25 protein-coding genes are annotated in these 26,230 nt (G+C 62.8%); 19 read left to right on the top strand and 6 right to left on the bottom strand.

What is annotated here, in order from left to right; genetic code table 11:
- Window positions 1–13: 13 nt before the first annotated feature.
- Window positions 14–1,294, top strand: coding sequence for an OprD family porin (locus tag OIU19_RS01620; protein WP_264232898.1), 1,281 nt, complete (start codon window positions 14–16; stop codon window positions 1,292–1,294).
- Between the two features lie 15 nt (window positions 1,295–1,309).
- Window positions 1,310–2,239 carry an alpha/beta hydrolase gene (locus tag OIU19_RS01615; protein WP_264232896.1) on the top strand — a complete coding sequence of 310 codons (930 nt, stop codon included), beginning with the start codon at window positions 1,310–1,312 and terminating at the stop codon, window positions 2,237–2,239.
- Window positions 2,240–2,251: 12 nt separating this feature from the next.
- On the opposite strand, the gene OIU19_RS01610 is transcribed toward OIU19_RS01615, so the two are convergent.
- On the bottom strand, window positions 2,252–3,289 hold the full coding sequence (locus OIU19_RS01610) for a LacI family DNA-binding transcriptional regulator (RefSeq protein ID WP_264232894.1): 1,038 nt from the start codon (window positions 3,287–3,289) through the stop codon (window positions 2,252–2,254).
- 280 nt (window positions 3,290–3,569) lie between these two features.
- On the opposite strand from OIU19_RS01610, the gene OIU19_RS01605 reads away from it, so the two are divergent.
- The 4 genes from OIU19_RS01605 (at window position 3,570) to OIU19_RS01590 (ending at window position 9,138) form a co-directional block, all read left to right on the top strand.
- On the top strand, window positions 3,570–4,955 hold the full coding sequence (locus tag OIU19_RS01605; RefSeq protein ID WP_319004460.1) for an MFS transporter: 1,386 nt from the start codon (window positions 3,570–3,572) through the stop codon (window positions 4,953–4,955).
- Window positions 4,956–4,971: 16 nt separating this feature from the next.
- Window positions 4,972–6,159 carry a mandelate racemase/muconate lactonizing enzyme family protein gene (locus tag OIU19_RS01600; protein WP_264232892.1) on the top strand — a complete coding sequence of 396 codons (1,188 nt, stop codon included), beginning with the start codon at window positions 4,972–4,974 and terminating at the stop codon, window positions 6,157–6,159.
- A 65-nt stretch (window positions 6,160–6,224) separates the two neighbouring features.
- Entirely contained in the window at window positions 6,225–7,757 is a 1,533-nt protein-coding gene (locus tag OIU19_RS01595) for a UxaA family hydrolase (RefSeq protein ID WP_258657524.1), read from the top strand.
- A 136-nt stretch (window positions 7,758–7,893) separates the two neighbouring features.
- The gene (locus OIU19_RS01590) at window positions 7,894–9,138 is read left to right on the top strand and encodes an OprD family porin (protein ID WP_264232888.1); all 1,245 of its coding nucleotides are present in this window, start codon (window positions 7,894–7,896) and stop codon (window positions 9,136–9,138) included.
- A gap of 198 nt (window positions 9,139–9,336) precedes the next feature.
- On the opposite strand, the gene OIU19_RS01585 is transcribed toward OIU19_RS01590, so the two are convergent.
- The 3 genes from OIU19_RS01585 to OIU19_RS01575 form a co-directional block, all read right to left on the bottom strand.
- Window positions 9,337–10,041: a cytochrome c gene (locus OIU19_RS01585; RefSeq protein ID WP_372353279.1), complete on the bottom strand. Its 705-nt coding sequence runs from the start codon at window positions 10,039–10,041 to the stop codon at window positions 9,337–9,339.
- Complete coding sequence (locus OIU19_RS01580; protein WP_264232885.1) at window positions 10,035–10,469, bottom strand: hypothetical protein; 435 nt, start codon at window positions 10,467–10,469, stop codon at window positions 10,035–10,037. The genes OIU19_RS01585 and OIU19_RS01580 overlap by 7 nt, the downstream gene beginning before the upstream one ends.
- A 90-nt stretch (window positions 10,470–10,559) precedes the next feature.
- Window positions 10,560–11,900 (bottom strand): serine hydrolase, encoded by a 1,341-nt coding sequence (locus OIU19_RS01575; RefSeq protein WP_264232883.1) that lies wholly within the window; start codon window positions 11,898–11,900, stop codon window positions 10,560–10,562.
- 143 nt (window positions 11,901–12,043) lie between these two features.
- Between OIU19_RS01575 and OIU19_RS01570 the strand changes: the two genes are divergently transcribed.
- Together OIU19_RS01570 and OIU19_RS01565 are read left to right on the top strand one after the other, a co-directional pair.
- Entirely contained in the window at window positions 12,044–12,964 is a 921-nt protein-coding gene (locus OIU19_RS01570) for a LysR substrate-binding domain-containing protein (RefSeq protein ID WP_264232881.1), read from the top strand.
- 116 nt (window positions 12,965–13,080) lie between these two features.
- Window positions 13,081–14,100, top strand: coding sequence for a DUF1176 domain-containing protein (locus OIU19_RS01565; protein ID WP_264232879.1), 1,020 nt, complete (start codon window positions 13,081–13,083; stop codon window positions 14,098–14,100).
- 3 nt (window positions 14,101–14,103) lie between these two features.
- Here OIU19_RS01565 and paaX read toward each other — a convergent pair whose 3' ends face one another.
- Window positions 14,104–15,027, bottom strand: coding sequence for a phenylacetic acid degradation operon negative regulatory protein PaaX (paaX, locus tag OIU19_RS01560; RefSeq protein WP_186554490.1), 924 nt, complete (start codon window positions 15,025–15,027; stop codon window positions 14,104–14,106).
- Window positions 15,028–15,104: 77 nt separating this feature from the next.
- Window positions 15,105–15,704, bottom strand: a complete 600-nt coding sequence (paaY, locus tag OIU19_RS01555; protein WP_264232876.1) for a phenylacetic acid degradation protein PaaY — start codon at window positions 15,702–15,704, stop codon at window positions 15,105–15,107.
- 335 nt (window positions 15,705–16,039) lie between these two features.
- Here paaY and paaF point away from each other — a divergent pair, with 335 nt between their 5' ends.
- The 11 genes from paaF to paaE all read left to right on the top strand — a co-directional run bounded on the left by paaF (window position 16,040) and on the right by paaE (window position 26,208).
- Entirely contained in the window at window positions 16,040–16,813 is a 774-nt protein-coding gene (gene paaF / locus OIU19_RS01550) for a 2,3-dehydroadipyl-CoA hydratase PaaF (protein ID WP_264232874.1), read from the top strand.
- Between the two features lie 37 nt (window positions 16,814–16,850).
- On the top strand, window positions 16,851–17,642 hold the full coding sequence (gene paaG, locus OIU19_RS01545; protein WP_264232873.1) for a 2-(1,2-epoxy-1,2-dihydrophenyl)acetyl-CoA isomerase PaaG: 792 nt from the start codon (window positions 16,851–16,853) through the stop codon (window positions 17,640–17,642).
- A 1-nt stretch (window position 17,643) separates the two neighbouring features.
- Window positions 17,644–19,161 carry a 3-hydroxyacyl-CoA dehydrogenase PaaH gene (gene paaH / locus OIU19_RS01540; RefSeq protein WP_264232871.1) on the top strand — a complete coding sequence of 506 codons (1,518 nt, stop codon included), beginning with the start codon at window positions 17,644–17,646 and terminating at the stop codon, window positions 19,159–19,161.
- Entirely contained in the window at window positions 19,154–19,609 is a 456-nt protein-coding gene (gene paaI / locus OIU19_RS01535; protein WP_264232869.1) for a hydroxyphenylacetyl-CoA thioesterase PaaI, read from the top strand. Before paaH ends, paaI begins: the two co-directional genes overlap by 8 nt.
- Window positions 19,602–20,834 (top strand): 3-oxoadipyl-CoA thiolase, encoded by a 1,233-nt coding sequence (gene pcaF / locus OIU19_RS01530; RefSeq protein WP_264232868.1) that lies wholly within the window; start codon window positions 19,602–19,604, stop codon window positions 20,832–20,834. Before paaI ends, pcaF begins: the two co-directional genes overlap by 8 nt.
- Before the next feature lie 84 nt (window positions 20,835–20,918).
- Window positions 20,919–22,238 carry a phenylacetate--CoA ligase PaaK gene (gene paaK / locus OIU19_RS01525; protein WP_264232867.1) on the top strand — a complete coding sequence of 440 codons (1,320 nt, stop codon included), beginning with the start codon at window positions 20,919–20,921 and terminating at the stop codon, window positions 22,236–22,238.
- Between the two features lie 293 nt (window positions 22,239–22,531).
- Window positions 22,532–23,521 carry a 1,2-phenylacetyl-CoA epoxidase subunit PaaA gene (paaA, locus tag OIU19_RS01520; protein WP_264232866.1) on the top strand — a complete coding sequence of 330 codons (990 nt, stop codon included), beginning with the start codon at window positions 22,532–22,534 and terminating at the stop codon, window positions 23,519–23,521.
- A gap of 26 nt (window positions 23,522–23,547) precedes the next feature.
- On the top strand, window positions 23,548–23,829 hold the full coding sequence (gene paaB / locus OIU19_RS01515) for a 1,2-phenylacetyl-CoA epoxidase subunit PaaB (RefSeq protein ID WP_186554481.1): 282 nt from the start codon (window positions 23,548–23,550) through the stop codon (window positions 23,827–23,829).
- An 8-nt stretch (window positions 23,830–23,837) separates the two neighbouring features.
- On the top strand, window positions 23,838–24,596 hold the full coding sequence (gene paaC, locus OIU19_RS01510; RefSeq protein WP_264232864.1) for a 1,2-phenylacetyl-CoA epoxidase subunit PaaC: 759 nt from the start codon (window positions 23,838–23,840) through the stop codon (window positions 24,594–24,596).
- Window positions 24,583–25,116: a 1,2-phenylacetyl-CoA epoxidase subunit PaaD gene (gene paaD, locus OIU19_RS01505; protein WP_264232862.1), complete on the top strand. Its 534-nt coding sequence runs from the start codon at window positions 24,583–24,585 to the stop codon at window positions 25,114–25,116. The genes paaC and paaD overlap by 14 nt, the downstream gene beginning before the upstream one ends.
- A 15-nt stretch (window positions 25,117–25,131) precedes the next feature.
- Window positions 25,132–26,208, top strand: coding sequence for a 1,2-phenylacetyl-CoA epoxidase subunit PaaE (gene paaE, locus OIU19_RS01500; protein ID WP_264232860.1), 1,077 nt, complete (start codon window positions 25,132–25,134; stop codon window positions 26,206–26,208).
- Window positions 26,209–26,230 lie beyond the last annotated feature (22 nt).

The following is a 26,230-nucleotide window of genomic DNA, read 5'->3' as shown; positions in this document are numbered from 1 at the left end:
GAGCACAACAACAATGAAACACTCCTCGACTGGAGCGGGCTTCGCTCGCGCTGCAAAACCCTTGTGCCTGCTGCTCGGGCTCGGCCCGCTGTATGCCCAGGGCGCGTTCCTCGACGACAGCAAGGCCAACCTGACCTTTCGCAACTTCTACTACAACCACGACCTGCGCGACTCGACCAAGCCTGCCCAGTCGAAGCTGGAGGAGTGGGCCCAGGGTTTCATTCTCAAGGGCGAGTCGGGTTATACCGACACGACTGTCGGGGTGGGCGTGGATGTGTACGCAGGCCTCGGCCTGAAGCTCGACTCGTCACCCTCGCGCAGCGGCACCGGACTGTTGCCGGGGGCCTATGACCGTGCCGGCGGGCCGCGCAATGCCGACCCGCGCTCGGTGGACGATTTCTCCGAGGCCACGGCGGCGGTCAAGTTCAAGTACTCGAAGAGCGAACTCAAGGTGGGCGGGCTGTTCCCGAAGATCCCGCTGGTCAGCTCTGGTGACGCTCGTCTGCTGCCGCAGTTCTTCGAAGGGGCGATGCTGGATATTCGCGAACTGAACGACCTCGACATCGGCCTGGGCCAGATGCGCAAGGTCAACCAGCGCGAGTTCGCCGGTGCCCGGGACATTCAGGTCGGCAATTATTACAGCGTGTTCAGCGACCGTTTCGATTACCTCGGTGGCACCTGGCGCGCCACGCCACAGACCTCGCTGGGGGTGTGGACCGGCCGCCTGGCGGATGTCTACCAGCAAACCCTGTACACCGGTGCCCACACCCTCAAGGCCGGCGACTGGAACCTCTCCGGCACGCTCAACTACCTCGACACTGGCGAGTCTGGCAGCGAAAAGGCCGGCCAGCTCGACAGCCGCATGACCTCGGCAATGCTCAGCGCCAACCTGCGCGCGCAGACGTTCCGCCTCGGCTACCAGTACAACGCTGGTGACAGCGCCTTGCCGTTCATCCACGACACCGACCTGCCCGGGGTGGCCAACGCCGTGCAGGTGCTGCGCTTCGACCGGGCCCAGGAGCGCTCCTGGCAGGCCCGCTACGACCTTGACTTCGCTGCTCTTGGCGTGCCGGGGTTGACCGCGTTCGCTCGCTACGTGAAGGGTGACAATTTCAAGGTGGCCGGTGAAGACGGCAGTGAATGGGAGCGCAACCTGGACATCACCTACGTGATCCAGAGCGGGCCACTGAAAAACCTGGCGCTGCGCTGGCGCAACGTCGAACTGCAGGGCGATGCCACCGGCCGGCGTGATGAAAACCGGGTGATCATCGCCTATACCTTGCCCTTGCTCTGACCTGGAGGATTGCCCGTGGTATCCCGTCCGCTCGACCCTGCCATGCAGGCCTACATCGAGAACAGCAAGCGCTTCGCTCCGCGTGACGACAGCCTGTCAACCCGGCGCGAAACCTTTCTTGCCGCCTGCCGAGCCTGCACGCCACCCCGGCCGCTGGGCTGGCAAGTGGCCGATATCGACCTGAAGGGCTTACGCCTGCGCTGTTACACACCTCCGGGCGAAGTGCCGCCTGGGGGGTGGCCGACTGTTTTGTACCTGCACGGCGGCGGCTGGGACTTGGGCAACCTCGACACCCATGACTGGTTTGCCCATGCCCTGGCGCAGCGGGTGCCGCTGGCGATCGTTGCTGTGGAGTACCGGCTGGCGCCAGAGCATGCCTATCCGGCGCCACTGGAGGACTGCCTGAAAGCTTGGCGCGGTTTGCGCGCTGGGCTTGTCGACCCTCGCCTCAGCACGACGTGCCTGATGGCGGCGGGGGATAGCGCAGGGGGCACGCTGGCTGCGGGCTTGTGCATGGCGTTGCGCCGTGACGGGTTGGAGCAGCCACTGGGCCAGATGCTGGTGTATCCGGTGCTGACGGCTCGGCAGCACTTGCCATCTATGCGCGAACAGGCCGAGGCGCCGATGATGACGGCGGCGGGGTTGATGAAGTCATTGGCGGGTTTCGTGCCTGAAGCGCGGCAGCGTGATGACCCCTGCGCGATGCCGTTGGAGGCAGAAGACTTTGCCGGGCTGGCTCCGGCATTGGTGCTGGTGGCACGGGTCGACCCGCTGTGCGATCACGGGCTGGCCTATGTCGATGCGCTAGCGGCTGCGGGTGTGGCGGCCCAAGCCTGGGTGGGCGAGGGTATGGTGCATTCAAGCCTGCGGGCGTTCGGGGTGGCCGAAGTGGAGCAGGCTTGGGACCATATGGCTGCGCAGTTGCAGCGCTGGGCTGGCGAATGACGAGCGCAGCCCTCAGGTGCTTTCGCGAACCACCAGGCTGAAGCCCACATCCTCCACCTGCTCCCCGCGCCCAAGGCCACCGTCGATCCGCTGCAGCAGCAACTCTGCCGTACGCAGGCCAATGCGCCCGCCGTCAACATTCACCGTGCTCAAGCGCGGGTGGGTATGCGCAGCGAATTCCAGGTTGCCGAAGCCCATCACCGCCAGGTCCTGAGGCACCCGCAGGCCGTTGGCCTGAGCCTCGGCCATGACGCCCTGGGCGAGCAGGTCGATGCTGCAGATCACCGCATCCATCGGCACCTTGGCTGCCAGCAGTCGGGCCATGGCCTCACGGCCGTGGCCCATGTTCACCGGCACGGCTTCGAGCTCGCAGGCAACTACCTCAACACCGGCCTTGCGCAGGGTATCGGCACACGCCTGGCGCCGCCGAGTGGCGCGGGCGTCGTCGCTCCAGACCAGGCCCACGCGGCGGTGGCCGCGTTCGATAATGTGCTCGGCCATGGCCTGGCCGACGGCCTCGTGGGAAAAGCCGACCACAGTATCGATCGGGTCCTGCGCCAGCTCCCAGGTCTCTACCACCGGAATGCCACGGGCGATCAGCTTTTCCCGCGCTTCTGGGCTTTGCAACTGGCGGGTCAGCACGATGCCGTCAGGGCGACGGGCGAGGATCGCGTCGATCAGTTCCGGTTCACTGCTGTGTGCCAGGTCCGACTGGCTCAGCAGCAACTGGTAACGCGCTTTGGCCAGGCGCTGGCCGAGCTGGGTAATGGTGTCGACGAAAGCGCGGTTGGCGACATTCGGCACCACCACGATTATCAGCCGACTGCGCTGCGAAACCAGTGCGCCCGCGAGCATGTTGGGCACATATCCGGTCTTGCGGATGGCATTGCGTACCTTTTTCTGGGTTTTTTCCGATACCAGTTCCGGCCGGTTGATCACCCGGGAAACGGTTATGGGCGAGACCTTGGCCATCTTCGCCACGTCATCGAGGGTGGCAGGGGCAGCCAGCACTGGTTTCAGATCAGCGACGGTAGCGGGCGTTTCCAGCATGGGGGCCTCTGGACGGGAGCTTTGAGCATGTTGCCGATTCTACCGGAACGGCGCGCGTTTTTTTGCATTTCCTGCTCATTCCCAATGTATGGGAATTCACTGCGAACGGCGATTTGCAAAGCCCGTCGGCTCGGGCCTAGGATTAATGACAGCGCTGTCATTTGATAGCGCTGTCATTGGTCGGGAGCAGCTTTGCCAAGGGCTGCAAACTGCCAGAATTCGAAGCAGGTGCCGGTGCAAGGCCCTGCACGACGCCAATAAAAACAATGAGGCAACCGCGATGCACAATCACGACACCTACGCCGCCGGGCTTGCCCCTGGCGCCGTGGCCGCATCCACCACAGCTACCCGCTATCGCTATTTGATCCTGGCCCTGATCACCATGGTCCTGGCCTTGAGCAGTGGTGACCGCGCTGCCCTGTCGGTGGCGGGCTCCGACATGAGCAAGGAGCTCGGCATCAGCTCGGTGGAAATGGGCTACCTGTTCTCGATCTTCAGCTGGGCCTACGTGATCTTCCTGATCCCCTCCGGCTGGCTGGCCGACCGCTTCGGCTCGAAAAAGACCATGGCCCTGGCCATCTGCGTGTGGTCGGCGTTCACCGTGTGCATGGGCTTGGTGCACTTCGTCGGCATGATCGTACCGCTGCTGCTGGCTCTGCGCTTTCTGCTGGGCGTGGCCGAAGCGCCGGTGGGGCCGGCCTCGACACGGGTGATCGCGTCCTGGTTTCCGTCGGCGGAGCGGGGCATGGCTGGGGCCATCTTCAACAGTGCGCAGTACATCTCGCTGGCGTTCTTCACCCCGTTCATGGGCTGGTTGTGCTACGCGTTCGGCTGGGAATACGTGTTCATCGTCATGGGCATCGTCGGCTTCGGCATCGCCGCGATCTGGTGGAAAAACTACTACCTGCCGGTCAGCCACCCAAAGATGAATGGCGAGGAACTCGACTACCTGCGCAAGGGTGAAGCGCTGGTCGACCTCGAAGCCCAGGCTTCGCTGCCTAAGGAAAAGCGCCGCAGCTCGCTGACCGAAGTCGGCCTGCTGTTTAAAAGCCGCATGTTGATCGGCATGTTCATCAGTCAGTACTGCGTAAGTGCGGTCACTTGGTTCTACGTCACCTGGTTCCCGATCTACCTGGTCAAGGAGCGTGGCTTCGACATCCTCCAAGCCGGCCTTGTCGCGTCGATCCCGGCGCTGTGCGGGCTGATCGGTGCGGTTTCGTCGGGCTTCTTCTCCGATTACCTGCTGCGCCGCACCAAGTCCCTGAGCATTGCCCGCAAGACGCCAATCATCACCGGCGTACTGCTGAGCTCGACCATGATGCTGTGCAACTACGTCGATGCGCAGTGGTTGGTGATCGCGGTGATGAGCCTGGCGTTCTTCGGCAAGGGCTTCGGCAACCTCGGTTTCAGCGTGGTGGCCGACACCGCGCCGCGGGAAATGATCGGCATGACCGGTGGCGTGTTCAATGCCCTGGGCAACACCGCCGGCATCGTCACTCCGGTGGTGATCGGCTATCTGCTGCACTCCAGCGGTTCGTTCAACAGTGCACTCATCTATGTCGGCGCTCACGGCCTGCTAGCGGCGTTCTCCTACCTGGTGATCGTCGGCCGCATCCAGCGCCTGCAGCTCTGCGACCTGACTGGCAAATCTGCCAACGCTCAATGACTCCGAGGACGGCCCCATGATCGAAAGCAACGTCTACATCGACCCGAAAATCGCTGCCCTCCAATCTGGCGAAGCGACCACCGACAGCATCGTCTGGATCAAACTGTCGTACACCGTGCTGCCGCTGGGCGCGCCAATCAGCGACGCTAAGGTGCTGACCGGGCGGCAGAAGCCGCTGACCGAAATCGCCTTCATCTTTGCCGAGATCCGCACCCGGGAAGGCCATGAAGGCATCGGCTTCGGTTATTCCAAGCGCGCCGGTGGCCCAGGCATGTACGCCCACGCCCAGGAAATCGCCCCGACTCTGCTGGGCGGGGACCCCAACGACATCGCCAAGCTCTACAACAAGCTGCTCTGGGCCGGCGCATCGATGGGACGCAGCGGCCTGACCACCCAGGCCATCGCGCCGTTCGATATCGCCTTGTGGGACTTGAAAGCCAAGCGCGCCGGCCTGCCGCTGGCCAAGCTGCTCGGTGCTCACCGCGATTCGGTGCAGTGCTACAACACCTCCGGCGGCTACCTCTCGACGCCGCTGGAGAAGGTCCTGGAAAACGTACAGACCTCCCGTGGTAACGGCATTGGCGGGATCAAGATCAAGGTCGGCCAGCCGGACACCAGTATCGACTTCAAGCGTGTGCAGGCAGTGCGCGAGCAATTGGGCGAAGGCTTCCCGCTGATGGTCGACGCCAACCAGCAATGGGACCGGGTCACCGCCCAGCGCTTCTGCCGCAAGCTCGAACAGTTCGACCTGACCTGGATCGAGGAGCCGCTGGACAGCGCCGACATCGAGGGCCACGCCGCCCTGGCCGCGTCGCTGGACACCGCCATCGCCACCGGCGAAATGCTCACCAGCTTCAACGAGCACGCCCAGCTGATCACCGCCAACGCTTGTGACTTCGTCCAGCCTGATGCACCACGGGTCGGAGGTATCACGCCATTCCTGCAGATCATGAGCCTGGCCAGCTTCAAGGGCCTGAAGCTGGCGCCGCACTTCGCCATGGAGATCCACCTGCATCTGGCAGCAGCGTACCCCGAAGAGCCGTGGCTGGAGCATTTCGAATGGCTCGAGCCGATGTTCAACGAGCGCCTTGAGCTGCGCGAAGGCCGCATGTGGGTGCCTAACCGCCCAGGCCTCGGTTTCTCCCTCAGCGAACAGGCCCTGGCCTGGACCCAGCACAGCGTCGAGTTCGGCAAACGCCCTTGAGCAAGCCATGGCGGTGGCGCTTGTGTCGCCACCGCCATGGGTGACAGCACCTATAGGAAAACACCATGAGTCACCGTGAAGTCAGCCCCGTCATTCGCCTCGATGCCGCCGACAACGTCGTTGTCGCACGTCTTGAAATCTCTGCCGGCACCGTTATCCCCGGTGAAGGTGTCACCACCCAACAAGCCGTGCCGCTGGGGCACAAGGTCGCTGCCCGGCTGATCGCCAAGGGCGAGCCAGTGCTCAAGTACAACACCGTGATCGGCTACGCCGCCGAGGACCTACCGCCAGGCACGTGGATGCACAGCCACAACATCGCCTTCGGCGAGACCGACCGCGATTACCGCTACGGCCTGGACTACGTGCCCACCGACCTGCTGCCGGCCGATCAGCGCGCGACCTTCCAGGGCATCGTCCGCGAGGATGGCCGCGTGGCCACGCGCAATTATCTGGGCGTATTTGTGGTGGGCAACTGTGGTGCCACGGTGGCGCGCAAGATCGCCAACCACTTCGACGAGCGCCGCCTGGCCGGTTTCCCTCACATCGATGGCGTGGTGCCCTATGTGCATGAAATCGGCTGCGGCATGGAAATGACCGGCGAGCCGATGGACCTGCTGCGGCGCACCATCGCTGGCTACATCAAACACCCCAACACCGTGGGTGCGGTAGTCATCGCCCTGGGCTGTGAGCGCAACAACATCCACGGCTTCTTCGAGCAGGAAGGGCTGGTGGAAGGCGACATGCTGAAGAAGCTGGTGATCCAGGACGTCGGCGGGGTGAAAAGCGCCACCGACCAAGGCATCGCACTGATCGAAGGCATGTTACCCAAGGCCGACCAGGCGCGGCGCCAGCCGGTGTCTGCCGAGCACTTGATGATTGGCATGCAGTGCGGTGGCTCAGATGGTTTCTCCGGCCTTTCGGCCAACCCAGCGCTAGGCGCGGCGGTGGACATCCTGGTGCGCCATGGCGGCACCGCGATCCTTTCGGAAACCTCGGAAATCTTCGGCGTCGAACACACCCTGACCGCCCGCGCCGCCACCCCGGCGGTGGGCCGCAAGCTGATCGAGCGCATCGAATGGTGGCTGGAGTACAACCGCGGCCGCGATACCCAGATCAACGGCCGGGTCAGCCCCGGTAACAATGCCGGTGGCCTGGCCAACGTGCTGGAAAAATCCCTGGGCGGCGCGAAGAAGGGCGGTAATGCCCCGCTGATGGATGTATACGAGTATGCCCACCCGGTGAAGACCCACGGCCTGGTGTTCATGGACACCCCCGGTTACGACCCGGTCTCGGCAACCGGCCAGATCGCCGGCGGTGCCAACCTGATCGCCTTCACCACCGGCCGCGGCTCCTGCTTCGGCTCGGTGCCGGCGCCGACCTTCAAGCTGGCCAGCAACTCACCCATGTACCAGCGCATGAGCGACGATATGGACATCAACTGCGGGCAGATCATCGACGGCGACAAGACCATTGCCCAGATGGGCCAGGAAATCTTCGAGCGCCTACTTGCGCATGCCTCGGGGGAGGCGACCAAGAGCGAGCTCAACGGCCTGGGTGAGGATGAATTCTGCCCGTGGCAGATAGGCGTGCTCGCCTGACTTGGCCTCTTCGCGGCTAAAGCCGCTCTTACAGGTGTTGTGCGGTCCTTGTAGGCGCGGCTTCAGCCGCGAAGGGCCCTTCCAGACAATCACAACAATAACGGCCAGCGCTCCAGCCTGGCCGAACGGACCAGCCATGCACAAAAACAACAACATCCTGCCTGTCGCCTCACTGCTGTGCTTCACCCTTCCGGCCCACGCCGAAGGTTTCCTGGAAGACAGCCATGCCTCCCTGAAAGCCCAGAACTTCTACCTCAACCGCGACTTCCGCGAAGACGCCGGCATCGCCAAGCGCGAAGAATGGGCCCAGGGCTTCATCCTCGATTTCCGCTCCGGCTACACTCCCGGCACCCTCGGCTTTGGCGTCGACGCCATCGGCATGCTCGGCTTGAAGCTCGATTCAGGCCCTGGCCGCAGTGGCACCGGCCTGCTGCCGGTGGGCGAAGACGGTCGCGCCCCGGACCAGTACAGCAAGTTCGGCATCACCGCCAAGGCGCGCCTGTCGAAGACCGAACTGAAGATCGGCACCCAGCTGCTCAAGTACCCGACCATTGCCTCCAGCACCGGACGCATCCTGCCGCAGACCTTCCAGGGCGGTGTGCTGACCTCCAAAGAGCTGGATAGCCTGAGCTTCACCTACGCGCAGATCGACCGGACCACCAAGCGTGACTATTCCCATACAGAGGCCATGAGCCTGGTCAACAAGAACCGGCGTTTTAGCGGCACACCCAAGGCTGACGACTTTCGCATGGGCGGGGTGGACTACGTGGTCAACCCCAACCTGAGCCTCAGCTATCAATACGGCGAGCTCGACGAGATCTATGGCCAGCACTATTTCGGCCTGCTCGGCAGCACCGCGCTGGGCCCCGGCAAACTGGCGCTGGATGCGCGCTACTTCATCAGCGACGACAAGGGTGAGGCGCTTGCCGGTCCGGTCGACAACCGCACGCTCAACGTGTTGCTCAGTTACAGCCAGGCCGGGCATACCCTAGGCGTCGCCTATCAGGGGCTTTCCGGCTCCACGGCCATGCCTTACCTGATTGGCACTGATGCCTACCTGACCAACTACATGATGGCTGCCGACTTCATGGAAACCGGCGAGCGCACCTGGCAGTTGCGCTACGCCTACGACTTCGTCGCCCTGGGCATCCCGGGGCTGACGTTCTCGACCCGATACAACCATGCCGATCATGCAAACCCAGCCACTTTCGCCGGGGAAGGGCGCGAGTGGGAGCGCGATACTGACCTGGGTTACACCATCCAGTCCGGGCCACTGAAGAACGTCAACGTGCTGTGGCGCAACGCGGCGCTGCGCTCCAATTACCAGCGTGATATCGATGAGAACCGGCTGATCGTGAGCTACACATTGCCGCTGTTCTGATCGCTCAGGTCATGTACGAGGAGTGGCCGCTGGGTTTTGGCGGTGTGGCCGGTAAAGACTTTTACCGGCCTTTTTTTCAACAGTGGTCTCAGAAATGATTTTTCATTGGCGGCTGCAGGCCAAGGTGCTCCCGTGTGCGAGTTACCGCTTCAGCCTCAACCTCGGGCGCGGCGTTGCCCCAGCTATTGCGCACATAGGTCAGTACGGCAGCGATGTCGCTGTCAATGAAGGCATGCCGGCCCCGGTTACATTGCCTTCGGTGATCACCGCCTGGCCGCCCTTGAGCACCGTGCCCACCAGGTTCGCGCCACTGGGCGTGCGGATTCCGGGGTTGTCGGCAAAGCCGGTGACCATGCCGGGCAGGCCTTCGCCCTTGACGTTGTGACAGGCCATGCAGTTGAGCTCATACACCTGCGCACCGCGCTGCATGATCGGTTCGCTGGCGGCAATGCCGGGCGGCGGGATGGTCTTCGATCCGTCCACTGATTTGAGGTATTCGGCGATCGCGGCCAAATCCTTGTCGCTCAGGTGCTGAGTGGAAATGGTCACGGTGGGGTTGTAGCCGGCATTGTTGGGAAACGACGAGGCGCCGAGGACGAACACGTTGTGCGCTGCCCAGCATTGCTGGTAGCGGTTCAGGGCGCTGGTGCGCGGGTCGGTGCGCATCACCACGCCGCCGTTAGTGTGCGAGGAGTCGTTGACGCGAAACGATGTGTAGTGGTCGGCGGCGAAGTTGTAGGACTCGATGTGCTGGCCGCCGACGGCTTGGGCGATACGTTCGCACTGCTTGCGGATGAATTCGCCCGAGCACTGGCGAAAGTCTGCAGGCTGAGCCTGGATGGAGGAGGGCAGATGGAGGAGGGCGTAGCTAAATAATGCGGTTTTGTCTCTCAGTTCTAGCAATGACGCGCACTTATCGGATAGGCCTGCAATTCCCACCCATGCGAACTGCCACCAATCTCGTCCAAAGCAGCGTTGACAAGCGCGTCTGGATCCGAGGATAGAACGTCTTTCGGCAGCTTACCCGCCAAATACGAATTGGATGATTCGAACCACAAAGCCATGCCCCAGACATTCATCCTGGTGGCCAGCACAGCGATGACGCGCTGCATTCCCAGCGACGCAATGGTCAAGCTTTGGGATTCGATGGCGAAACGTGGAAAGTACTCCACACCCTCGTAGTTGATAGAGAAGATCGCACCGTCTAAATACCGGCCAGGAGCGCCGTCGCTGAGTTGCTCAGTCAACGCCGGCACCAGCACATTCAGCTCCGGCCAGGTAAGCAAGTCTCCGCTGGCTATGACCCTGGCTTGTGCCTTCTCCTGCGTCACACATCATTTAACATAATATACATTATGCGTAGTTTCGTATTAAGGCGTGGCCCTGGTTGCCCACCAGATTCAAAGCCACGCCGCAGCCATCTACTGCTTCTGATCCAGCGCCTTACTCACTGCGTTCACGAACAACGCCTGTTCGTCATACAACGAGCTTGGTGTCTCGGCATTCTTCCAGGTCGACCATTGCACCATCACCAGATGCTCAGCTGGATTGATCGCGATCGTCTGCCCGTAGATGCCCAGCGCCCAGAACGTTTGCTCACTGGTGGCGGTCTTCTTCGGTTCGGCGTCTGCATCCGGTGCCGGTGCGTTGTACCACCATTGGTAGCCGTACTGACCATTAGGTGCGGCTTTGGTTACTGAGCCTTTGGCTGTAGTCCAGTGCGTCGAGCGTGCAAGCCAATCGTTGGGCAGCAACTTTTCGCCGTTCGGCAATTGGCCGCCGCTGAGCACGAACTGGCCGAAGCGCCCCCAGTCACGCAGCGTGGCATTGAAGCCGTGTCCGCCCATGTCGACTTTACCCGGTACCAATGCGTGCCAGACGCCATCTTGCTGCATGCCATAGCGGCTCCAGATCTGGCTTTCCAGGTACTTGGCGATGGTCTGCCCAGTGGCGTTCTCCAGCACGCGGCCGACCAGCCAGGCGCCGCCGGTGTTGTATGACCAGACTTCGCCAGGCTTCACCCCGGGCTTGCGCTTGACAGATTTGACCAGGTTGAGCACGCAATCGTAAGGGTCTGGCTTGGCCTCGCATTGGGTCATGTGGGAGAAATCAGAGTCTGGCGAGGCGTAGTTCTCGTCCCAGACCACACCTGAGGTATGTTGCATCAGCTGGTGCAGGGTTACATCTTGCCACTCGGTGTCTTTAAGTTCGGGGATATACGCGGTGATCTTGTCATCTACCGACTTGATCTTGCCGTCTTTTATAGCTACCCCCACCAGCACGCTGACTACCGACTTGGCAACTGAGCGTGAAGTCCATAGGGTCTGGGCAGTGTTGCCTTTGCCGTAGTATTCGTAGGCAATTTTGCCGTCTTTTAGCACCAACAGCCCGGTTACGCTCTGGTTTTGCAGGTAGTCGGCCAGACCCCGGGGCTTGCCCTCCAGGTTGTATTGAACCTCGCTGAGCAGATGATCCGCTGCTGGTAACGGACTTGGCGTGGCGCCCTGGGTGGAGAATACATCGCCTTCGTACAGGCGGTAGGTATTACGGAATCCCACTACCCGAGTGTCCTGGTCCCAAGTCAGCATTTCCTTGGCTGCCGGCAGCACTTTGTCGAAAGGCTGCGGGCATGTGTGCAGATTGGGTACGCCGCACGGGCCCTTGCTATCGGCAGCCTGGGCGGTGCCGGCGGTAGCTGCCAGGGCCAGCGTAAGAATGGAAAAGACAGTGGACGGTTTGATTGTTATTGGTGTTGCCCGCATGGGGGTTTCCTCAAGATTTGCTGTGCGTGGGACACTTCACGGGGCTAGCCCGCGCCCACCGTGAGTCTCAGCAACTTGAACGGCGCGGAAAAGAACAATAAATTGACTGCCACTAATACAAAAACTAATACCCCGAGGCGTGCATGGCCATCGACCGGCTTCCCCCACTCAATGCGATCCGTGCTTTCGAGGCCGCGGCGCGGCTTGGCAGTTACGTGGCGGCGTCAGAGGCTTTGCATGTGACTCAGCCTGCAATCGGTCGACATGTGAAGAATCTGGAAGGCTGGTTGGGTGTGCGTCTGCTTGAGCGCAGCCCGCGCGGCGTCACCTTGACGTTGCCAGGTGCGCACTATTACCAAGCCGTCTCGCAGGCACTGCAGATCGTTGCCGACGCCAGTGCTCGCCTGGCCGGGCAGGATAACCAGCGTTGGTTGCGCATCCTGTGTGTGCCGGCCTTCGCTTCACGCTGGTTGACCCCGCGGATCGACAGTCTGCGCAAGCTGCGACCTGATCTGAAGATCGCCATCGAGCCCAATGCCTCGTTTACCGCAGTGGATGCCAGGCAAGCTGACCTGGGTATTGCCTATGGCTTGCCTGGCGAGCTAACGGGCGTGCGTGAGGTCTTGCTTCGTCCGGCAGTGTTTGCCGTCTGCTCGCCGGGCTTCCTTGCGCAGTTGCCAGGGCCGCTGACGGTTGCGGATTTGCCCGCAAACAAGCTGATACACGTCGATGACGGCACGTGGTGGAACAGCTGGTTTGCCGCCAATGGCCTGCGTGTTCGGGTCAAGTCCGATGCTTCGCACATGAGCAATGACATTGTGCTCAACCTGGCAGAACGTGACCATGGCATCGCGCTGGCGACCGAGGTGCTGGTTAAGCGCGAGCTTGAGCAAGGTACGCTGGTGCGCTGCCTGGATCAGGCAGTGCCGCTGGAAAGTTATCAGGTTCTCACGCCGCCCCAAGCGCCAAGCGAGGATGCGCTGTGGTTCATCAATTGGCTCCAATCCAGCCTGCGCGAGGCATTCCCCCAGGCCAGAGTTGAATCCGCGCGCGTTCTCCCCTAAGGTACTGCCCTGCCCTATATTATAAGTTCCAGTGATAACTCAACTAAATATTCATTTAGTTGAGTTATAGAAGATTTAAAAACACTCCTATTGAAACGCTCTCTACAAGGATGTCCATGAAGCTTCAATCGCTGTGCTGGCCCTTTTGGGCGCTCAGTACGCTCGCCTGCGCCGCAGTGCCCGATGACGGTCTGGTCTTCTCCTACAAGGACTGGGACCTCGCCTGCAACAAGTCTGGCCAGTGCATCGCGATGGGGTACTCCCCTGGCGATGGCATCGATGGCATCAGCCTGGGGCTGCAACGCGAGGCTGGCCCCAACACCGCTGTCACGGGCACCTTGATGTTCGCCAACCTCGGTGGCGAGCCCCCTGTCCCGCCGGTGCAACTGGTGATCGACGAGGTAGTCGTGGGTACCCTGCGCGATGATGCTTCGGATTTTCATGTCGAGCACGACCAGGTCTTGGCCCTGCTCGCTGCGCTGCCTGGCAGCACGCAAATCAAGGTAGTCGACTCTCGTGGTGCTGTGCGCACACTCTCGGATGCCGGCGCTGCGGCTGTTTTGCTGAAAATGGATGAAGTCCAAGAACGGCTCGGTACGCCAGGCGCGCTGGTCAGTCGCGGCGCTGAGGATGAGCAGCTGGTACCAGGGCCAAGGCGCGCAGCGCCGCCTATCGAGCGCCCGCCCCTGGTTGAGAATCGCCCTGAAGACCAGGCTTTGGCGCAACTCCCGGCCTTGCGCCAAGCCCTGCGCCAGACCTTGAGTGGCCCTCGCCAGTGCCCCGACCTGCAAGACCCCACCGGTGCGCTGCCACTGACCGTGGAGCGCCTCGATGAGCAGCGTGTGCTGGTTGCCACGCAATGCCGGGCCAACAGCTTCAACACGGCCAACGGTTACTGGGTGGTGCAGGATCAGCCGCCCTACGCTGCGCAATTGGTCACCACTGAAGCCACACAATTCGAACGGCGCATGGCCCAGATCAGTTCCTGGCAAAAGAAGCGCGCCCTGGATGACTGCTCCACGCTATCGTTCTGGGTTTGGAACGGTGCGCAGTTCGAGCTGTGGTACCGCAACGGTTACAACCGCTGCCGAGGTTTCAGATACGGCGCCTGGGGGATGCCGACCTACGTACGCTGAGCCTCAGGCCAAGCCGCCGAAACGCTTGTAGAAGCTCTCGTTGACATCCGGCAACGGCCCGTCAGCGGTCTCCAGGGCGCTGTTCAGCCACTCCTCGGCCTTGGCGCACACCAGTCGATACAGGTTGCGGCATAGCTGGCGCGCCGCCCTGCCCTCCCAATCGCCCGGCAGCAACTCATCTGGCAGTTGGGGATCACGCAGCAGTAGCCGGCGGTATTCATGGATCAGCAGCGTGCGCGCCAGGAAGCAGTCCTGGGCGTCGAGCGCTTGCTGTTCCTTGAGGGCTTGCCACAGCGGCCGGAACAGGCGAATGAACTCGCTGTAATGCTCGCCCAGCTCCTCGATCCGCCAGCTTTCGCGAACCTGGGCGCGCATGGCTTTGGAGGCCAGCACTTCCTGGGTGTGGGTTTCAAAGACGATGCTATCGTCGGTGGCGTCCAGCTCACGCAAGGTTGCGGCAAGATCGCTACGGTCGGCGCGCGGGCAGCCCAGCACGTTCGGGGCAATGGCACCATAACCTTGCCACTCCAGCTCTTCGCGAACGGCCTTGCGCTTGCTGGCTTCCAGCTGCGACAGCAAGACCAGCGTCCAGGCACCATCCCAGGCCGGCAGGCTTGGGCTGTAGACCCGCTTGAAGGCCTTTTCAAAACGCCGCCGGCCAGTGCCGGTGAGGCTGTAGTAGCTTCGTCGGCCGACCTTTTCGGCGGTCAACCAACCTTCTTTGCTCAAGCGGAAGATCGAGGTACGGATCAGCCGCTCATTGATGCCGATTGGCTCGAGCAGGTTGATCAGGCTGCCCAGCCACACCGTGCCGCCATGCGGCTCGATGGCGTCGCCATACAGGGTGATGATCAGCGAACTGGCGCGGATTGGCGTCTGTTCCTGGAAGCGGGTGATCAGCGTATTAAGGGGGGCAAGGCTGCTCATGGGAGAACTGGAAGCGGATGGAACCCCGACTATACCTGCACGCCGCCCCGCCTGGCCATTACGTGGCAACGCTTGGTTCATGCACCCTGCTCCGCTTTTGGCCGCAAGCCCGAGTCACCCATGCGCGGTCGCGGCGCTTCGACTTCGGTCAGCGGCGGGCACTCGACCAGTGTGGCCATGCAGCGCTTGGCCAGCAGCTGATATTCGGCGGTCCCCCGTTGCTTCCAGGCGATTTCCTGGTCGCTGAGCGTGCGTTTGGCCTGGGCCGGTGAGCCGACCACCAGGCTTTGCCCAGGGCATTGGAAACCTGCTTTGACGAACGCCGTGGCGGCGACGATGCAGCGTGGCGCGATGTAAGCGCCGTCCATCACCACGGCGTTCATGCCCACCAGGGCGTCTTCACCTACCCGGCAACCGTGCAGCACCGCGCCGTGGCCGACATGTCCGTTGCGCTCGATGACCGTATCGCCGCCAGGGAAGCCATGCATCACGCAGGTGTCCTGAAGATTGGCGCCCTCCTCCAGCACGATGCGGCCAAAGTCGCCGCGCAGTGAGGCCAATGGCCCGACATAGCAGTGTGGACCAATGATCACGTCGCCAATCAGCACAGCGCTTGGGTGTACGTAGGCAGTGGGGTGGATTACCGGTGTCAGGCCGTCCAGTCGATAGCAAGGCATGTCACACCTCTCCAAATGATTCGGAATGTGTGTCGATCATGTATCACGATAAAACTGATCGTCAATCTCGATTTTCCTGTATCGCTTTCATAGGCTTGATGGACAGGCCGATAAAGCCTTTATTTTTCGGACGCTTAGCGGGTAAAGGTTGACTGGCGTGACAAGCATCAGCGCAATACGAGACACGGAAAACAAATTATGATGTTGCAGTTATGTATCGCATTGAGCATATACTTGGCGCACCTGAGCAGGTGTGGTGCTGCCCCGCCCTGCTCCTGCAGACAATTCCAATAAATGCCGGCCTCAAGGCCGTGCGTGCAGCCTGAGGAACCAACATGCCTCGCTACCTCGTTGTGCAGGCGCCTGAGGACGGCGTCCGTCTGATCACCCTGCAACGTCCTGAAGCCCTCAATGCGCTGAATACCGAACTGCTCGCGGAACTCGCCGCTGAGCTGGACAGCGCCGACCGCGACCCGGCGATCGCTGTGGTGGTAATTACCGGCAACCGAAAAGCGTTTGCCGCCGGTGCCGACATCCGCGAGATGGCCGAGCGCGACCTGGTCGGCATCCTTAATGACCCGCGTGTCGCCCATTGGCAGCTGATCGCCGCCTTCTCCAAGCCACTGATCGCCGCCGTCAACGGCTTCGCCCTGGGTGGCGGTTGTGAGCTGGTGATGTGCGCCGACATCGTCATCGCTGGCGAAGATGCACGTTTTGGCCAGCCGGAAATCAACCTGGGCATCATCCCCGGCGCCGGCGGCACCCAACGGTTGTTGCGCGCAGTCGGCAAGCCGCTGGCGATGCAGATGGTGCTGACCGGCGAGCCGATCAGCGCCCGCCACGCCCAGCAGGCCGGGCTGGTCAGTGAAGTCAGCCAGCCCGAGCTGACCGTTGAGCGCGCCATGCAGATTGGCGCGGCGATTGCCCGCAAGGCGCCGCTGGCGGTGCGTTTGGCCAAGGAAGCGCTGCTCAAGGCCGCAGACACCGACCTTGCCACCGGCCTGCGTTTTGAGCGCCACGCGTTCACTCTGCTGGCCGGCACCGCCGACCGCGCCGAAGGCATTCGCGCCTTCCAGGAAAAACGCCCGGCCCACTTCCAGGGCCAGTAATCGGCCCATTCCCATCGACTGACGGAGCGAGTCTGCAATGACTTTCGAGCACATCCTGTTTTCCATCGAGGACGGTGTCGCCCTCCTCTCGCTGAATCGGCCCGACCAGCTGAACAGCTTCAATACCCAGATGCACAAGGAAGTGCGCGAGGCCCTCAAACAGGTGCGCCAGGACCCGCAAGTGCGAGTGCTGTTGTTGACGGGTGAAGGCCGCGGTTTCTGCGCCGGCCAAGATCTATCGGATCGCAATGTCGCGCCAGGCGCGCAAATGCCCGACCTGGGCGAGTCGATCGAGCAGTTCTACAACCCGATGATCCGCACCCTGCGCGAGCTACCGATGCCGGTGATCTGCGCAGTCAATGGTGTGGCGGCGGGTGCCGGGGCGAATATCCCACTGGCCTGCGATCTGGTCCTGGCAGCGCGTTCAGCAAGCTTCATCCAGGCCTTCTGCAAGATCGGCCTGGTGCCCGATTCTGGGGGCACTTGGCAATTGCCGCGGCTGATCGGCATGGCCCGGGCCAAGGCCTTGGCCCTGCTGGGTGAGCGATTGAGCGCGGAGCAAGCCGAACACTGGGGGCTGATCAATCGGGTAGTCGATGATGCTGCGCTGCGCGACGAGGCCCTGAGCTTGGCACGCCACCTGGCAACCCAGCCGACCTACGGCCTGGCCCTGATCAAGCGCGCCCTGAATGCCAGCTTCGACAACCGCTTCGACCAGCAGTTGGAGCTGGAGCGGGACCTGCAACGCCTGGCCGGGCGCAGCGAGGACTACCGCGAAGGCGTCGCTGCGTTCATGGACAAACGCCAGCCGGCATTCAAGGGACGCTGACATGAGTGCTCTCAACAGTAATAGCCCGGTTGCAGTGATCGGCGCCGGTGCCATGGGCGCCGGCATCGCTCAGGTGGCGGCCCAGGCCGGCCACCCGGTGCAGCTCTACGACAACCGCCCCGGCGCGGCGGCCCAGGCGCTGCATGGTATCGATCAGCAGCTCGGGCGGCTGGTCGACAAAGGTAAGCTCGACGCCGCCGAGCGCGGGGCGATCAGCGCTCGCCTGCAGCCGGTCGAATCGATAGAAGCATTGGCCGATGCACAGCTGGTGATCGAGGCCATCGTCGAAAACTTGCAGGTCAAGCAGGACTTGCTGCGCCAACTCGAAGCGCTGTGCGCTGACGACTGCATCCTCGCCAGCAACACCTCATCGCTGTCGATCACCAGCCTTGCCGCGGGGCTGCGCCGGCCGCAGCGGGTAATTGGCATGCATTTCTTCAACCCCGCGCCGGTCATGGCGTTGGTCGAGATCGTCAGCGGCCTTGCCACTGATCCGCAGCTGGCTGCCCGGTTGTATCAACTGGCCAAGGCCTGGGGCAAGCAGCCGGTACATGCCCGTTCCACCCCTGGTTTTATCGTCAACCGGGTCGCGCGGCCGTTCTACGCCGAAAGCCTGCGTCTGCTCCAGGAAGGCGCGGCTGATTGCGCCACTCTCGATGCGCTGCTGCGCGATGCTGGCGGTTTTCGCATGGGCGCGTTCGAGCTGACCGACCTGATTGGCCACGACGTCAACTATGCCGTGACCTGCTCGGTGTTCGATGCGTTCTATGGCGACTTCCGCTTCCAGCCTTCACTGGTGCAAAAAGAGCTGGTCGATGCTGGCCGCCTGGGGCGTAAGAGCGGCCAGGGTTTCTACGACTACCGCGAAGGCGCCGAGCGCCCGCCAGCAGCTGAGCTTCAGAGTACGACGCGAATCGATCGTTGTGTGGTGGAAGGTTGCCTGGGTGTGATGCAGCCATTGCTGCATCGGCTCAAGGCCAGTGGCATCAGTGTCACTGAACGCCCAGGCAATGGCCTGCTGCGCGTGGGCGATGCGACCTTGGCGCTGTCCGACGGTCGCCTGGCCAGCCAGCGCGCACGCGAAGATGGCCTGAGCAACCTGCTGCTGGTCGATCTTGCCCTGGACTACACCAGCGCAGCGCGCATCGCCATCAGCAAGGCGGCGGACACCACCGCCCAAGCGCAAGACCAGGCGATTGCCCTGCTGCGCCAAGCGGGTTTCAGCGTGAGCGAGGTTGCCGACCTGCCAGGCCTGGTGGTGCTGCGAACCGTGGCAACCCTTGCCAACGAGGCGGCGGATGCCGTGCTGCAAGGCGTCGGATCAGCCGCTGATATCGATATTGCCATGCGCGCCGGCGTCAACTACCCGTGTGGCCCGCTGGCCTGGGCCGAGCAAATGGGCCTGGGCTACACCCTGCGCGTGCTGCAAAACCTGCAAACCAGCTATGGCGAAACCCGCTATCGCCCTTCCCTGCTGCTGCGTCGCGTGCATGCCCAAGGAGGCCATCTGCATGACTGAAAGCCAACGCACCCCCGATGAACTGGCCCGCGCCTGTAGCGACGCGATGTTCTCCCGCGACCGTGCGACCCAGGCCATGGGCGCTCGCCTGCTCGACAGCGGCCCGGGCCGTGCGCGCCTGAGCATGCAGGTCCAGGCAGACATGATCCAAGGGCACGGCACCTGCCACGGCGGTTATCTGTTCGCCCTGGCCGATTCGGCGTTCGCCTTCGCCTGCAACAGTTACGACGAAGCCACGGTGGCCCAGGGCTGCAGCATCGATTACCTGGCCCCGGCGGTTGAGCACGATGTACTCACTGCCACTGCCAGCGAACTCAGCCGCAAAGGCCGCACCGGCCTGTATGACGTCAGGCTGGAAAACCAGCGGGGTGAGCTGATTGCCCTGTTCCGCGGTAAATCCTACAAAGTGCGCGGCACGGTGCTGGCGCAGGAGAGCAAAGATGACTGACCTCACCCGCAACGATGCGCTGATCATCGACGCCGTGCGCACGCCCATCGGCCGCTATGGCGGCGCCCTCAGCACGGTGCGCGCGGATGATCTTGCAGCTGTGCCGATCAAGGCGCTGATGGCGCGTCACCCGCAATTGGACTGGAGCGCTGTCGATGACGTGATCCTTGGCTGCGCCAACCAGGCCGGGGAAGACAACCGCAACGTGGCCCGCATGGCCACCCTGCTCGCCGGATTGCCGCAGGCGGTACCGGGCACCACCCTCAATCGCCTGTGTGGCTCAGGGCTGGACGCTATCGGCAGCGCTGCCCGCGCCCTGCGCTGTGGCGAGGCTGGGCTGATGCTGGCAGGAGGGGTCGAATCGATGTCGCGCGCGCCGTTTGTGATGGGTAAATCCGAGCAGGCGTTCGGCCGTGGCGCCGAGCTGTTCGATACCACCATCGGCTGGCGATTCGTCAATAAGCTGATTCAGGCCCAATACGGCATCGACTCGATGCCTGAGACCGCCGAGAACGTTGCCGCCCAGTTCGCTATTTCCCGCGCCGATCAGGACGCCTTTGCCTTGCGCAGCCAGCACAAGGCCGCTGCTGCCCAGGCGCGCGGCCGTTTGGCGCAGGAGATCGTGCCGGTCGAGATTGCCCAGCGCAAAGGCCCGGCGAAGCTGGTCGAGCATGACGAACATCCGCGTGCCGACACCACCCTGGAGCAACTTGCCAAACTCGGCACACCGTTCCGCGAGGGTGGCAGCGTTACCGCTGGCAATGCGTCGGGCGTCAACGACGGTGCCTGTGCGCTGTTGCTGGCCAGCAGCGCAGCCGCCCGTCGCCATGGTTTGCAAGCGCGCGGCCGGATCGTCGGTATGGCGGCGGCGGGGGTCGAGCCGCGAATCATGGGCATCGGCCCGGTGCCAGCGACCCACAAGGTGCTGGAACTGACCGGCCTGGCCTTGGCCGACATGGATGTCATCGAGCTCAACGAAGCCTTCGCCGCGCAAGGCCTGGCTGTGCTGCGTGAGCTCGGCCTGGCGGACGACGACCCGCGGGTCAACCGCAACGGCGGCGCCATTGCTCTCGGCCACCCGCTGGGCATGAGCGGGGCGCGGCTGGTCACCACGGCGCTGCACGAGCTGGAAGAAACCGACGGGCGCTACGCCCTGTGCACCATGTGCATCGGCGTCGGCCAGGGCATTGCCCTGATCATTGAGCGCCTCGGACCAACGGACTGAGACTGAACCTGCTACGGGCAGTATGCTGCCCGCATGACACTCAAGGCCTCTGCGCCTACGTACAAGAACAATTCGAGTGAAGCCATGAACATGTACCACGATGCCGAACGCGCCTTGCTGGACCCGATGGAAACCGCCAGTGTCGATCAACTGCGCCAGCACCAACTGGAGCGCCTGCGCTGGAGCCTGAACCACGCCTACGCCAATGTGCCGCTGTACCGTCAGCGTTTTGCTGAGTCTGGCGCGCACCCTGACGACTTGAAATCACTGGAAGATCTGGCCAAGTTCCCCTTCACCGGCAAGAACGACCTGCGCGACAACTACCCGTACGGCATGTTCGCCGTGCCCCAGCAGGAAGTGGTGCGCCTGCACGCCTCCAGCGGCACTACCGGCAAGCCGACGGTGGTCGGCTATACCCAGAACGATATCGACACCTGGGCCAATGTCGTCGCCCGTTCGATCCGCGCCGCGGGCGGGCGCAAGGGCGACAAGGTGCATGTCTCCTACGGCTATGGGCTGTTCACCGGCGGCCTGGGTGCGCACTACGGCGCCGAGCGCCTGGGCTGCACGGTCATCCCCATGTCCGGTGGCCAGACTGAAAAACAAGTGCAACTGATCCGCGATTTTCAGCCTGACATCATCATGGTCACACCTTCCTACATGCTCAACCTGGCTGACGAGATCGAGCGCCAGGGCATCGACCCGCATCAACTCAAGCTGCGCCTGGGGATCTTCGGTGCCGAGCCTTGGACCGACGAACTGCGTCGCTCCATCGAGCAGCGCTTGGGGATCAATGCCCTGGATATCTATGGCCTGTCGGAAATCATGGGCCCCGGGGTAGCCATGGAGTGCATCGAAACCAAGGATGGCCCGACCATCTGGGAGGACCACTTCTATCCGGAGATCATTGACCCGATAACCGGTCAAGTGCTGCCCGATGGTCAGTTGGGTGAGTTGGTGTTCACCTCGCTGAGCAAGGAGGCGCTGCCGATGATCCGCTACCGCACCCGCGACCTCACCCGCCTGCTGCCCGGCACGGCGCGGCCGATGCGGCGGATTGGCAAGATCACCGGGCGCAGTGACGACATGCTGATCATTCGTGGGGTCAACGTGTTCCCCACGCAGATTGAAGAGCAGGTGCTGAAAATAAAACAGCTTTCTGAGCTTTATGAGATCCACCTGTATCGCAATGGTAATCTCGACAGCGTTGAGGTGCATGTCGAGTTGCGCGGCGAATGCCAGGCACTGGATGAGCCGCAGCGCCAGCAGGTGGTTGGCGAATTGGGCCGGCAGATCAAGACTTACATTGGCATCAGCACCCAGGTATTGCTCAAGCCTTGCGGCACCTTGAAGCGTTCGGAAGGTAAGGCTTGCCACGTTTACGATAAACGCCTGGCTAGCTGAGTCTTCGCTAGTCCCCCAGCCCCGGCCAATGGCCGTCATGCTGTTCACTTAAGATTTTGGGGCCGCTTTGCGCCCCTTCGCGGGCAAGCCCGCTCCCACAGGTACGGCGCCGACCGCGAGAGCAGCGCTATCCCTGTGGGAGCGGGCTTGCCCGCGAAGGGGCGCAAAGCGGCCCCAGTATTTCAAAGCGATACACAATTAGCATTTGATACATCAAAATATGTTTGATGTTGTGTTTTGTATCGCTTATAAATGACCCATGCCCCACCCAGCCCTGAGGCAGGAGTCAGAACATGTACGCACAGCTAGTGGAAACCGGTGTAAAGCACATCAAGTCGCTCGAGGAGATGTCCCCCGAGGAGCGTGCCTTCCAGGAAAAAATCGACGCCGAGATCAAGATCGAAGCCAAGAACTGGATGCCCGACGCCTACCGCCAGACCTTGATCCGGCAGATCTCGCAACACGCGCATTCGGAAATCGTCGGCATGCTGCCTGAAGGCAACTGGGTCACCCGTGCCCCCAGCCTCAAGCGCAAGCTGCAACTGATGGCCAAGATTCAGGACGAAGCCGGCCACGGCCTGTACCTGTACAGCGCCATGGAAACCCTCGGCGCCGACCGCGACGAAGAAATCGCCAAACTGCACAGCGGCAAGGCCAAGTATTCGAGCATTTTCAACTACCCGACCCTGAGCTGGGCCGACATGGGCGCGGTCGGCTGGCTGGTCGATGGCGCGGCGATCGTCAACCAGGTAGTGCTGCAGCGCACCTCCTACGGCCCCTACTCGCGGGCGATGATCCGCATCTGCAAGGAAGAAAGCTTCCACCAGCGCCAGGGCTACGAGTTGCTGCTGACCATGATGCGCCACGGCACCCAAGCGCAAAAAGACATGGTCCAGGATGCGATCAACCGCCTCTGGTGGCCGGCGCTGATGATGTTCGGCCCCAGCGACGAGCACTCGCCCAACAGCGCCCAGTCGATGGCCTGGAAGATCAAGCGCCAGACCAACGACGAGCTGCGCCAGCGTTTCATCGACCAGACCATCCCCCAGCTTGAACTGCTTGGCTGCACTGCCCCCGACCCAGACCTCAAGTGGAACGAGACGCGCGGCCACTACGACTTCGGCGAGATCCAGTGGGATGAATTCTACGAAGTGATCAAAGGCAACGGCCCCTGTAACCAGGAGCGCGTCGCCACCCGCCGCCAAGCCATCGAAGACGGCGCCTGGGTACGCGAGGCCGCCGTAGCCTACGCACGCAAGCAACAGAACAAGAACGCCGCCTGAAGCGGCGATTGATGCGGAGATCGAACATGTCTGTCTGGACCCTCTACGAAGTATTCGTGCGCAGCAAGCACGGCCTGAACCATAAACATGTGGGCAGCGTGCATGCCGCCGACGCCGCCATGGCCATCGAGAACGCCCGTGAGCTGTACACCCGCCGCAGCGAAGGGGTGAGCCTGTGGGTCGTGCCCTCGGCACTGATCACCGCTTCCTCGCCAGATGACAAAGACCCGCTGTTCGCGCCTGCCGACGACAAGGTTTACCGCCATGCCAGCTTCTACCAGCTGCCTGATGAAGTCGGACACATGTGAGGCCCGCCATGCACAATCAAGCACTCATCCAATACCTGCTGCTGCTCGGTGACAGCGCCCTGATCCAGGGCCATCGCCTGTGCCAGTGGTGCGGCCATGCGCCGGCCCTGGAAGAAGAGCTGGCCCTGATGAACGTCGGCCTCGACCTGGTCGGCCAGGCGCGCAACTGGCTCGAATACGCCGCAGAACTGAGCGACGACGGCCGCGACGCCGACGCCCTGGCGTTTCGCCGCGATGAGCGGGCCTATCGCAACCTGTTGCTGGTCGAGCAACCCAATGGCGATTTCGCCGTGACCATGCTCAAGCAGTTCTTCTATGACGCCTGGCATTTCGCCGTGCTCCAGGGGCTGAGCCAATCGCAAGACCCGCGCATCGCCGGCATTGCCGCCAAGGCCCTGAAGGAAGTCACCTATCACCTGCGCCGCTCTGGCGAGTGGGTGCAGCGCTTGGGCGGCGGCACCGAAGAAAGCCGCCAGCGCATGCTCACCGCGATCGCGCTCCTGTGGCGCTTCACCGTGGAACTGGCCGCCGGCAGCGATGCCGAGCTGCGCCTGGCTGAAGCGGGCATCGGCGCAGATCCTGCGCAGGTCGGCGCGGCTTGGCTCAAGCAGGTCAGCGCGATCTTCGCCTCGGTCGAGCTGCCGCTGCCCAAAGCGGCCAACCCCTTCTATCTGAGTGGCCGCACGGGCCTGCACAGCGAGCACCTGGGCCTGCTGCTGGCCGAAATGCAGTTCTTGCCACGGGCCTATCCCGATGCGACCTGGTGAGCTGATCGCCAGCGACCGTGGCGCCCGCGCGGCTCGCGGCGATGACCTGGCGCGGGCCTGGGCGGTGCTGGAACAGGTAATGGACCCAGAGGTGCCGGTGGTCAGCGTGGTCGATCTGGGCATCGTGCGTGACCTCGGCTGGCGCGCCGGCCATCTGCACCTGGTGGTGACCCCGACGTACTCCGGCTGCCCGGCAACCGAAGTGATCGAGGGCGACATCCGCCAGGCGCTGGAGCAAGCCGGATTCGCCGAGCCTGACCTGGAACGGCGATTGACCCCGGCCTGGAGCAGCGACTGGATCAGCGACCAGGGCCGCGAGCGGCTGCGGCGGTACGGCATCGCCCCGCCCGAGGGCAGCCAGAGCAAGCGCAGCCTGTTCGGCCAGGCGCCGCAGGTGTGCTGTCCGCAATGTGGCAGCAGCCATACCGAGCTGCTTAGCCAATTCGGCTCCACCGCCTGCAAGGCGCTGTACCGCTGTCGCGAGTGCCTGGAGCCCTTCGACTATTTCAAATGCATTTGAGCCGTGGAGAACACCATGAGCCAGTTTCATAGCCTGACCATCAAAGACGTGCGCAACGAAACCCGCGACGCGGTATCGATCGCCTTCGACGTGCCTGCGCACCTGCAGTCGGCATTTCGCTTCACCCAGGGCCAGTACCTGGTGATGCGCACCCAGCTGGATGACGAAGAAGTGCGCCGTTCGTATTCGATCTGCAGCGCGGTGCACGATGGCGAGTTGCGCGTGGCAGTCAAGCGGGTACCCGGTGGGCGCTTTTCCTCGTTTGCCAACGAAGCGCTGAAACCGGGCCAGCAATTGGAGGTGATGCCCCCCGCCGGCAGCTTCTTCGTGCCGCTGGAGCCGAGCCGCCAGGGCAATTACCTGGGCGTGGCCGCTGGCAGTGGCATTACCCCGCTCCTGTCGATCATCGCCAGCACCTTGGCCAGCGAGCCGCACAGCCGCTTCACCTTGCTGTATGGCAACCGCTCAAGCTCCGCTGCGTTGTTTCGCAACACGCTTGAAGATCTTAAAAACCAATACCTGGATCGCCTCAACCTGATCTTCGTGTTCAGCCGCGAGCAGCAAGACGTCGACCTGTACAACGGCCGTATCGACGCCGACAAGTGCGGCCAGCTGTTCTCCCGCTGGATTGATGTGGCGAGCCTGGATGCGGCGTTCATCTGCGGCCCGCAAGCCATGACCGAAACCGTGCGCGACAGCCTCCAGCTCAATGGCATGGCCAAGGAGCGCATTCACTTCGAGCTGTTCGCCGCGGCCGGCAGCCAGGCGCGGCGTGAAGCGCGTGAGGCGGCGCGCCAGGTCGATTCGGCGATCAGCCAGGTCACCGTGATCAGCGATGGCCGCGCGCTGGCGTTCGACCTGCCGCGCAATACCCAGAACATCCTCGATGCCGGCAACGCGATTGGCGCCGAGCTGCCCTACTCGTGCAAGGCCGGCGTTTGCTCGACCTGCAAGTGCCGGGTGATCGAGGGCGAGGTGGAGATGGACAGCAACCATGCGCTGGAAGATTACGAGGTGGCGGCGGGCTATGTGCTGTCGTGCCAGACCTATCCGATCAGCGACAAGGTGGTGCTCGATTTCGACCAGCTGTGAGATCCAGTTGACCTCATCGCGG

This window comes from Pseudomonas sp. BT-42-2 (assembly GCF_025847435.2).
Taxonomy (GTDB): domain Bacteria; phylum Pseudomonadota; class Gammaproteobacteria; order Pseudomonadales; family Pseudomonadaceae; genus Aquipseudomonas; species Aquipseudomonas urmiensis.
This window is presented reverse-complemented; position numbering and strand designations above follow the sequence as displayed.

Coding starts and splice junctions, on each gene's coding strand:
- paaG (WP_264232873.1), top strand. CDS start 16,851: ATGACTTTCGAGCACATCCTGTTTTCCATCGAGGACGGTGTCGCCCTC.
- OIU19_RS01565 (WP_264232879.1), top strand. CDS start 13,081: ATGAAGCTTCAATCGCTGTGCTGGCCCTTTTGGGCGCTCAGTACGCTC.
- paaC (WP_264232864.1), top strand. CDS start 23,838: ATGCACAATCAAGCACTCATCCAATACCTGCTGCTGCTCGGTGACAGC.
- OIU19_RS01575 (WP_264232883.1), bottom strand. CDS start 11,900: ATGCGGGCAACACCAATAACAATCAAACCGTCCACTGTCTTTTCCATT.
- OIU19_RS01595 (WP_258657524.1), top strand. CDS start 6,225: ATGAGTCACCGTGAAGTCAGCCCCGTCATTCGCCTCGATGCCGCCGAC.
- paaH (WP_264232871.1), top strand. CDS start 17,644: ATGAGTGCTCTCAACAGTAATAGCCCGGTTGCAGTGATCGGCGCCGGT.
- paaI (WP_264232869.1), top strand. CDS start 19,154: ATGACTGAAAGCCAACGCACCCCCGATGAACTGGCCCGCGCCTGTAGC.
- OIU19_RS01600 (WP_264232892.1), top strand. CDS start 4,972: ATGATCGAAAGCAACGTCTACATCGACCCGAAAATCGCTGCCCTCCAA.
- paaB (WP_186554481.1), top strand. CDS start 23,548: ATGTCTGTCTGGACCCTCTACGAAGTATTCGTGCGCAGCAAGCACGGC.
- OIU19_RS01610 (WP_264232894.1), bottom strand. CDS start 3,289: ATGCTGGAAACGCCCGCTACCGTCGCTGATCTGAAACCAGTGCTGGCT.
- paaX (WP_186554490.1), bottom strand. CDS start 15,027: ATGAGCAGCCTTGCCCCCCTTAATACGCTGATCACCCGCTTCCAGGAA.
- paaY (WP_264232876.1), bottom strand. CDS start 15,704: ATGCCTTGCTATCGACTGGACGGCCTGACACCGGTAATCCACCCCACT.
- paaF (WP_264232874.1), top strand. CDS start 16,040: ATGCCTCGCTACCTCGTTGTGCAGGCGCCTGAGGACGGCGTCCGTCTG.
- pcaF (WP_264232868.1), top strand. CDS start 19,602: ATGACTGACCTCACCCGCAACGATGCGCTGATCATCGACGCCGTGCGC.
- OIU19_RS01590 (WP_264232888.1), top strand. CDS start 7,894: ATGCACAAAAACAACAACATCCTGCCTGTCGCCTCACTGCTGTGCTTC.
- OIU19_RS01570 (WP_264232881.1), top strand. CDS start 12,044: ATGGCCATCGACCGGCTTCCCCCACTCAATGCGATCCGTGCTTTCGAG.
- OIU19_RS01605 (WP_319004460.1), top strand. CDS start 3,570: ATGCACAATCACGACACCTACGCCGCCGGGCTTGCCCCTGGCGCCGTG.
- paaK (WP_264232867.1), top strand. CDS start 20,919: ATGAACATGTACCACGATGCCGAACGCGCCTTGCTGGACCCGATGGAA.
- paaA (WP_264232866.1), top strand. CDS start 22,532: ATGTACGCACAGCTAGTGGAAACCGGTGTAAAGCACATCAAGTCGCTC.
- paaD (WP_264232862.1), top strand. CDS start 24,583: ATGCGACCTGGTGAGCTGATCGCCAGCGACCGTGGCGCCCGCGCGGCT.
- paaE (WP_264232860.1), top strand. CDS start 25,132: ATGAGCCAGTTTCATAGCCTGACCATCAAAGACGTGCGCAACGAAACC.
- OIU19_RS01620 (WP_264232898.1), top strand. CDS start 14: ATGAAACACTCCTCGACTGGAGCGGGCTTCGCTCGCGCTGCAAAACCC.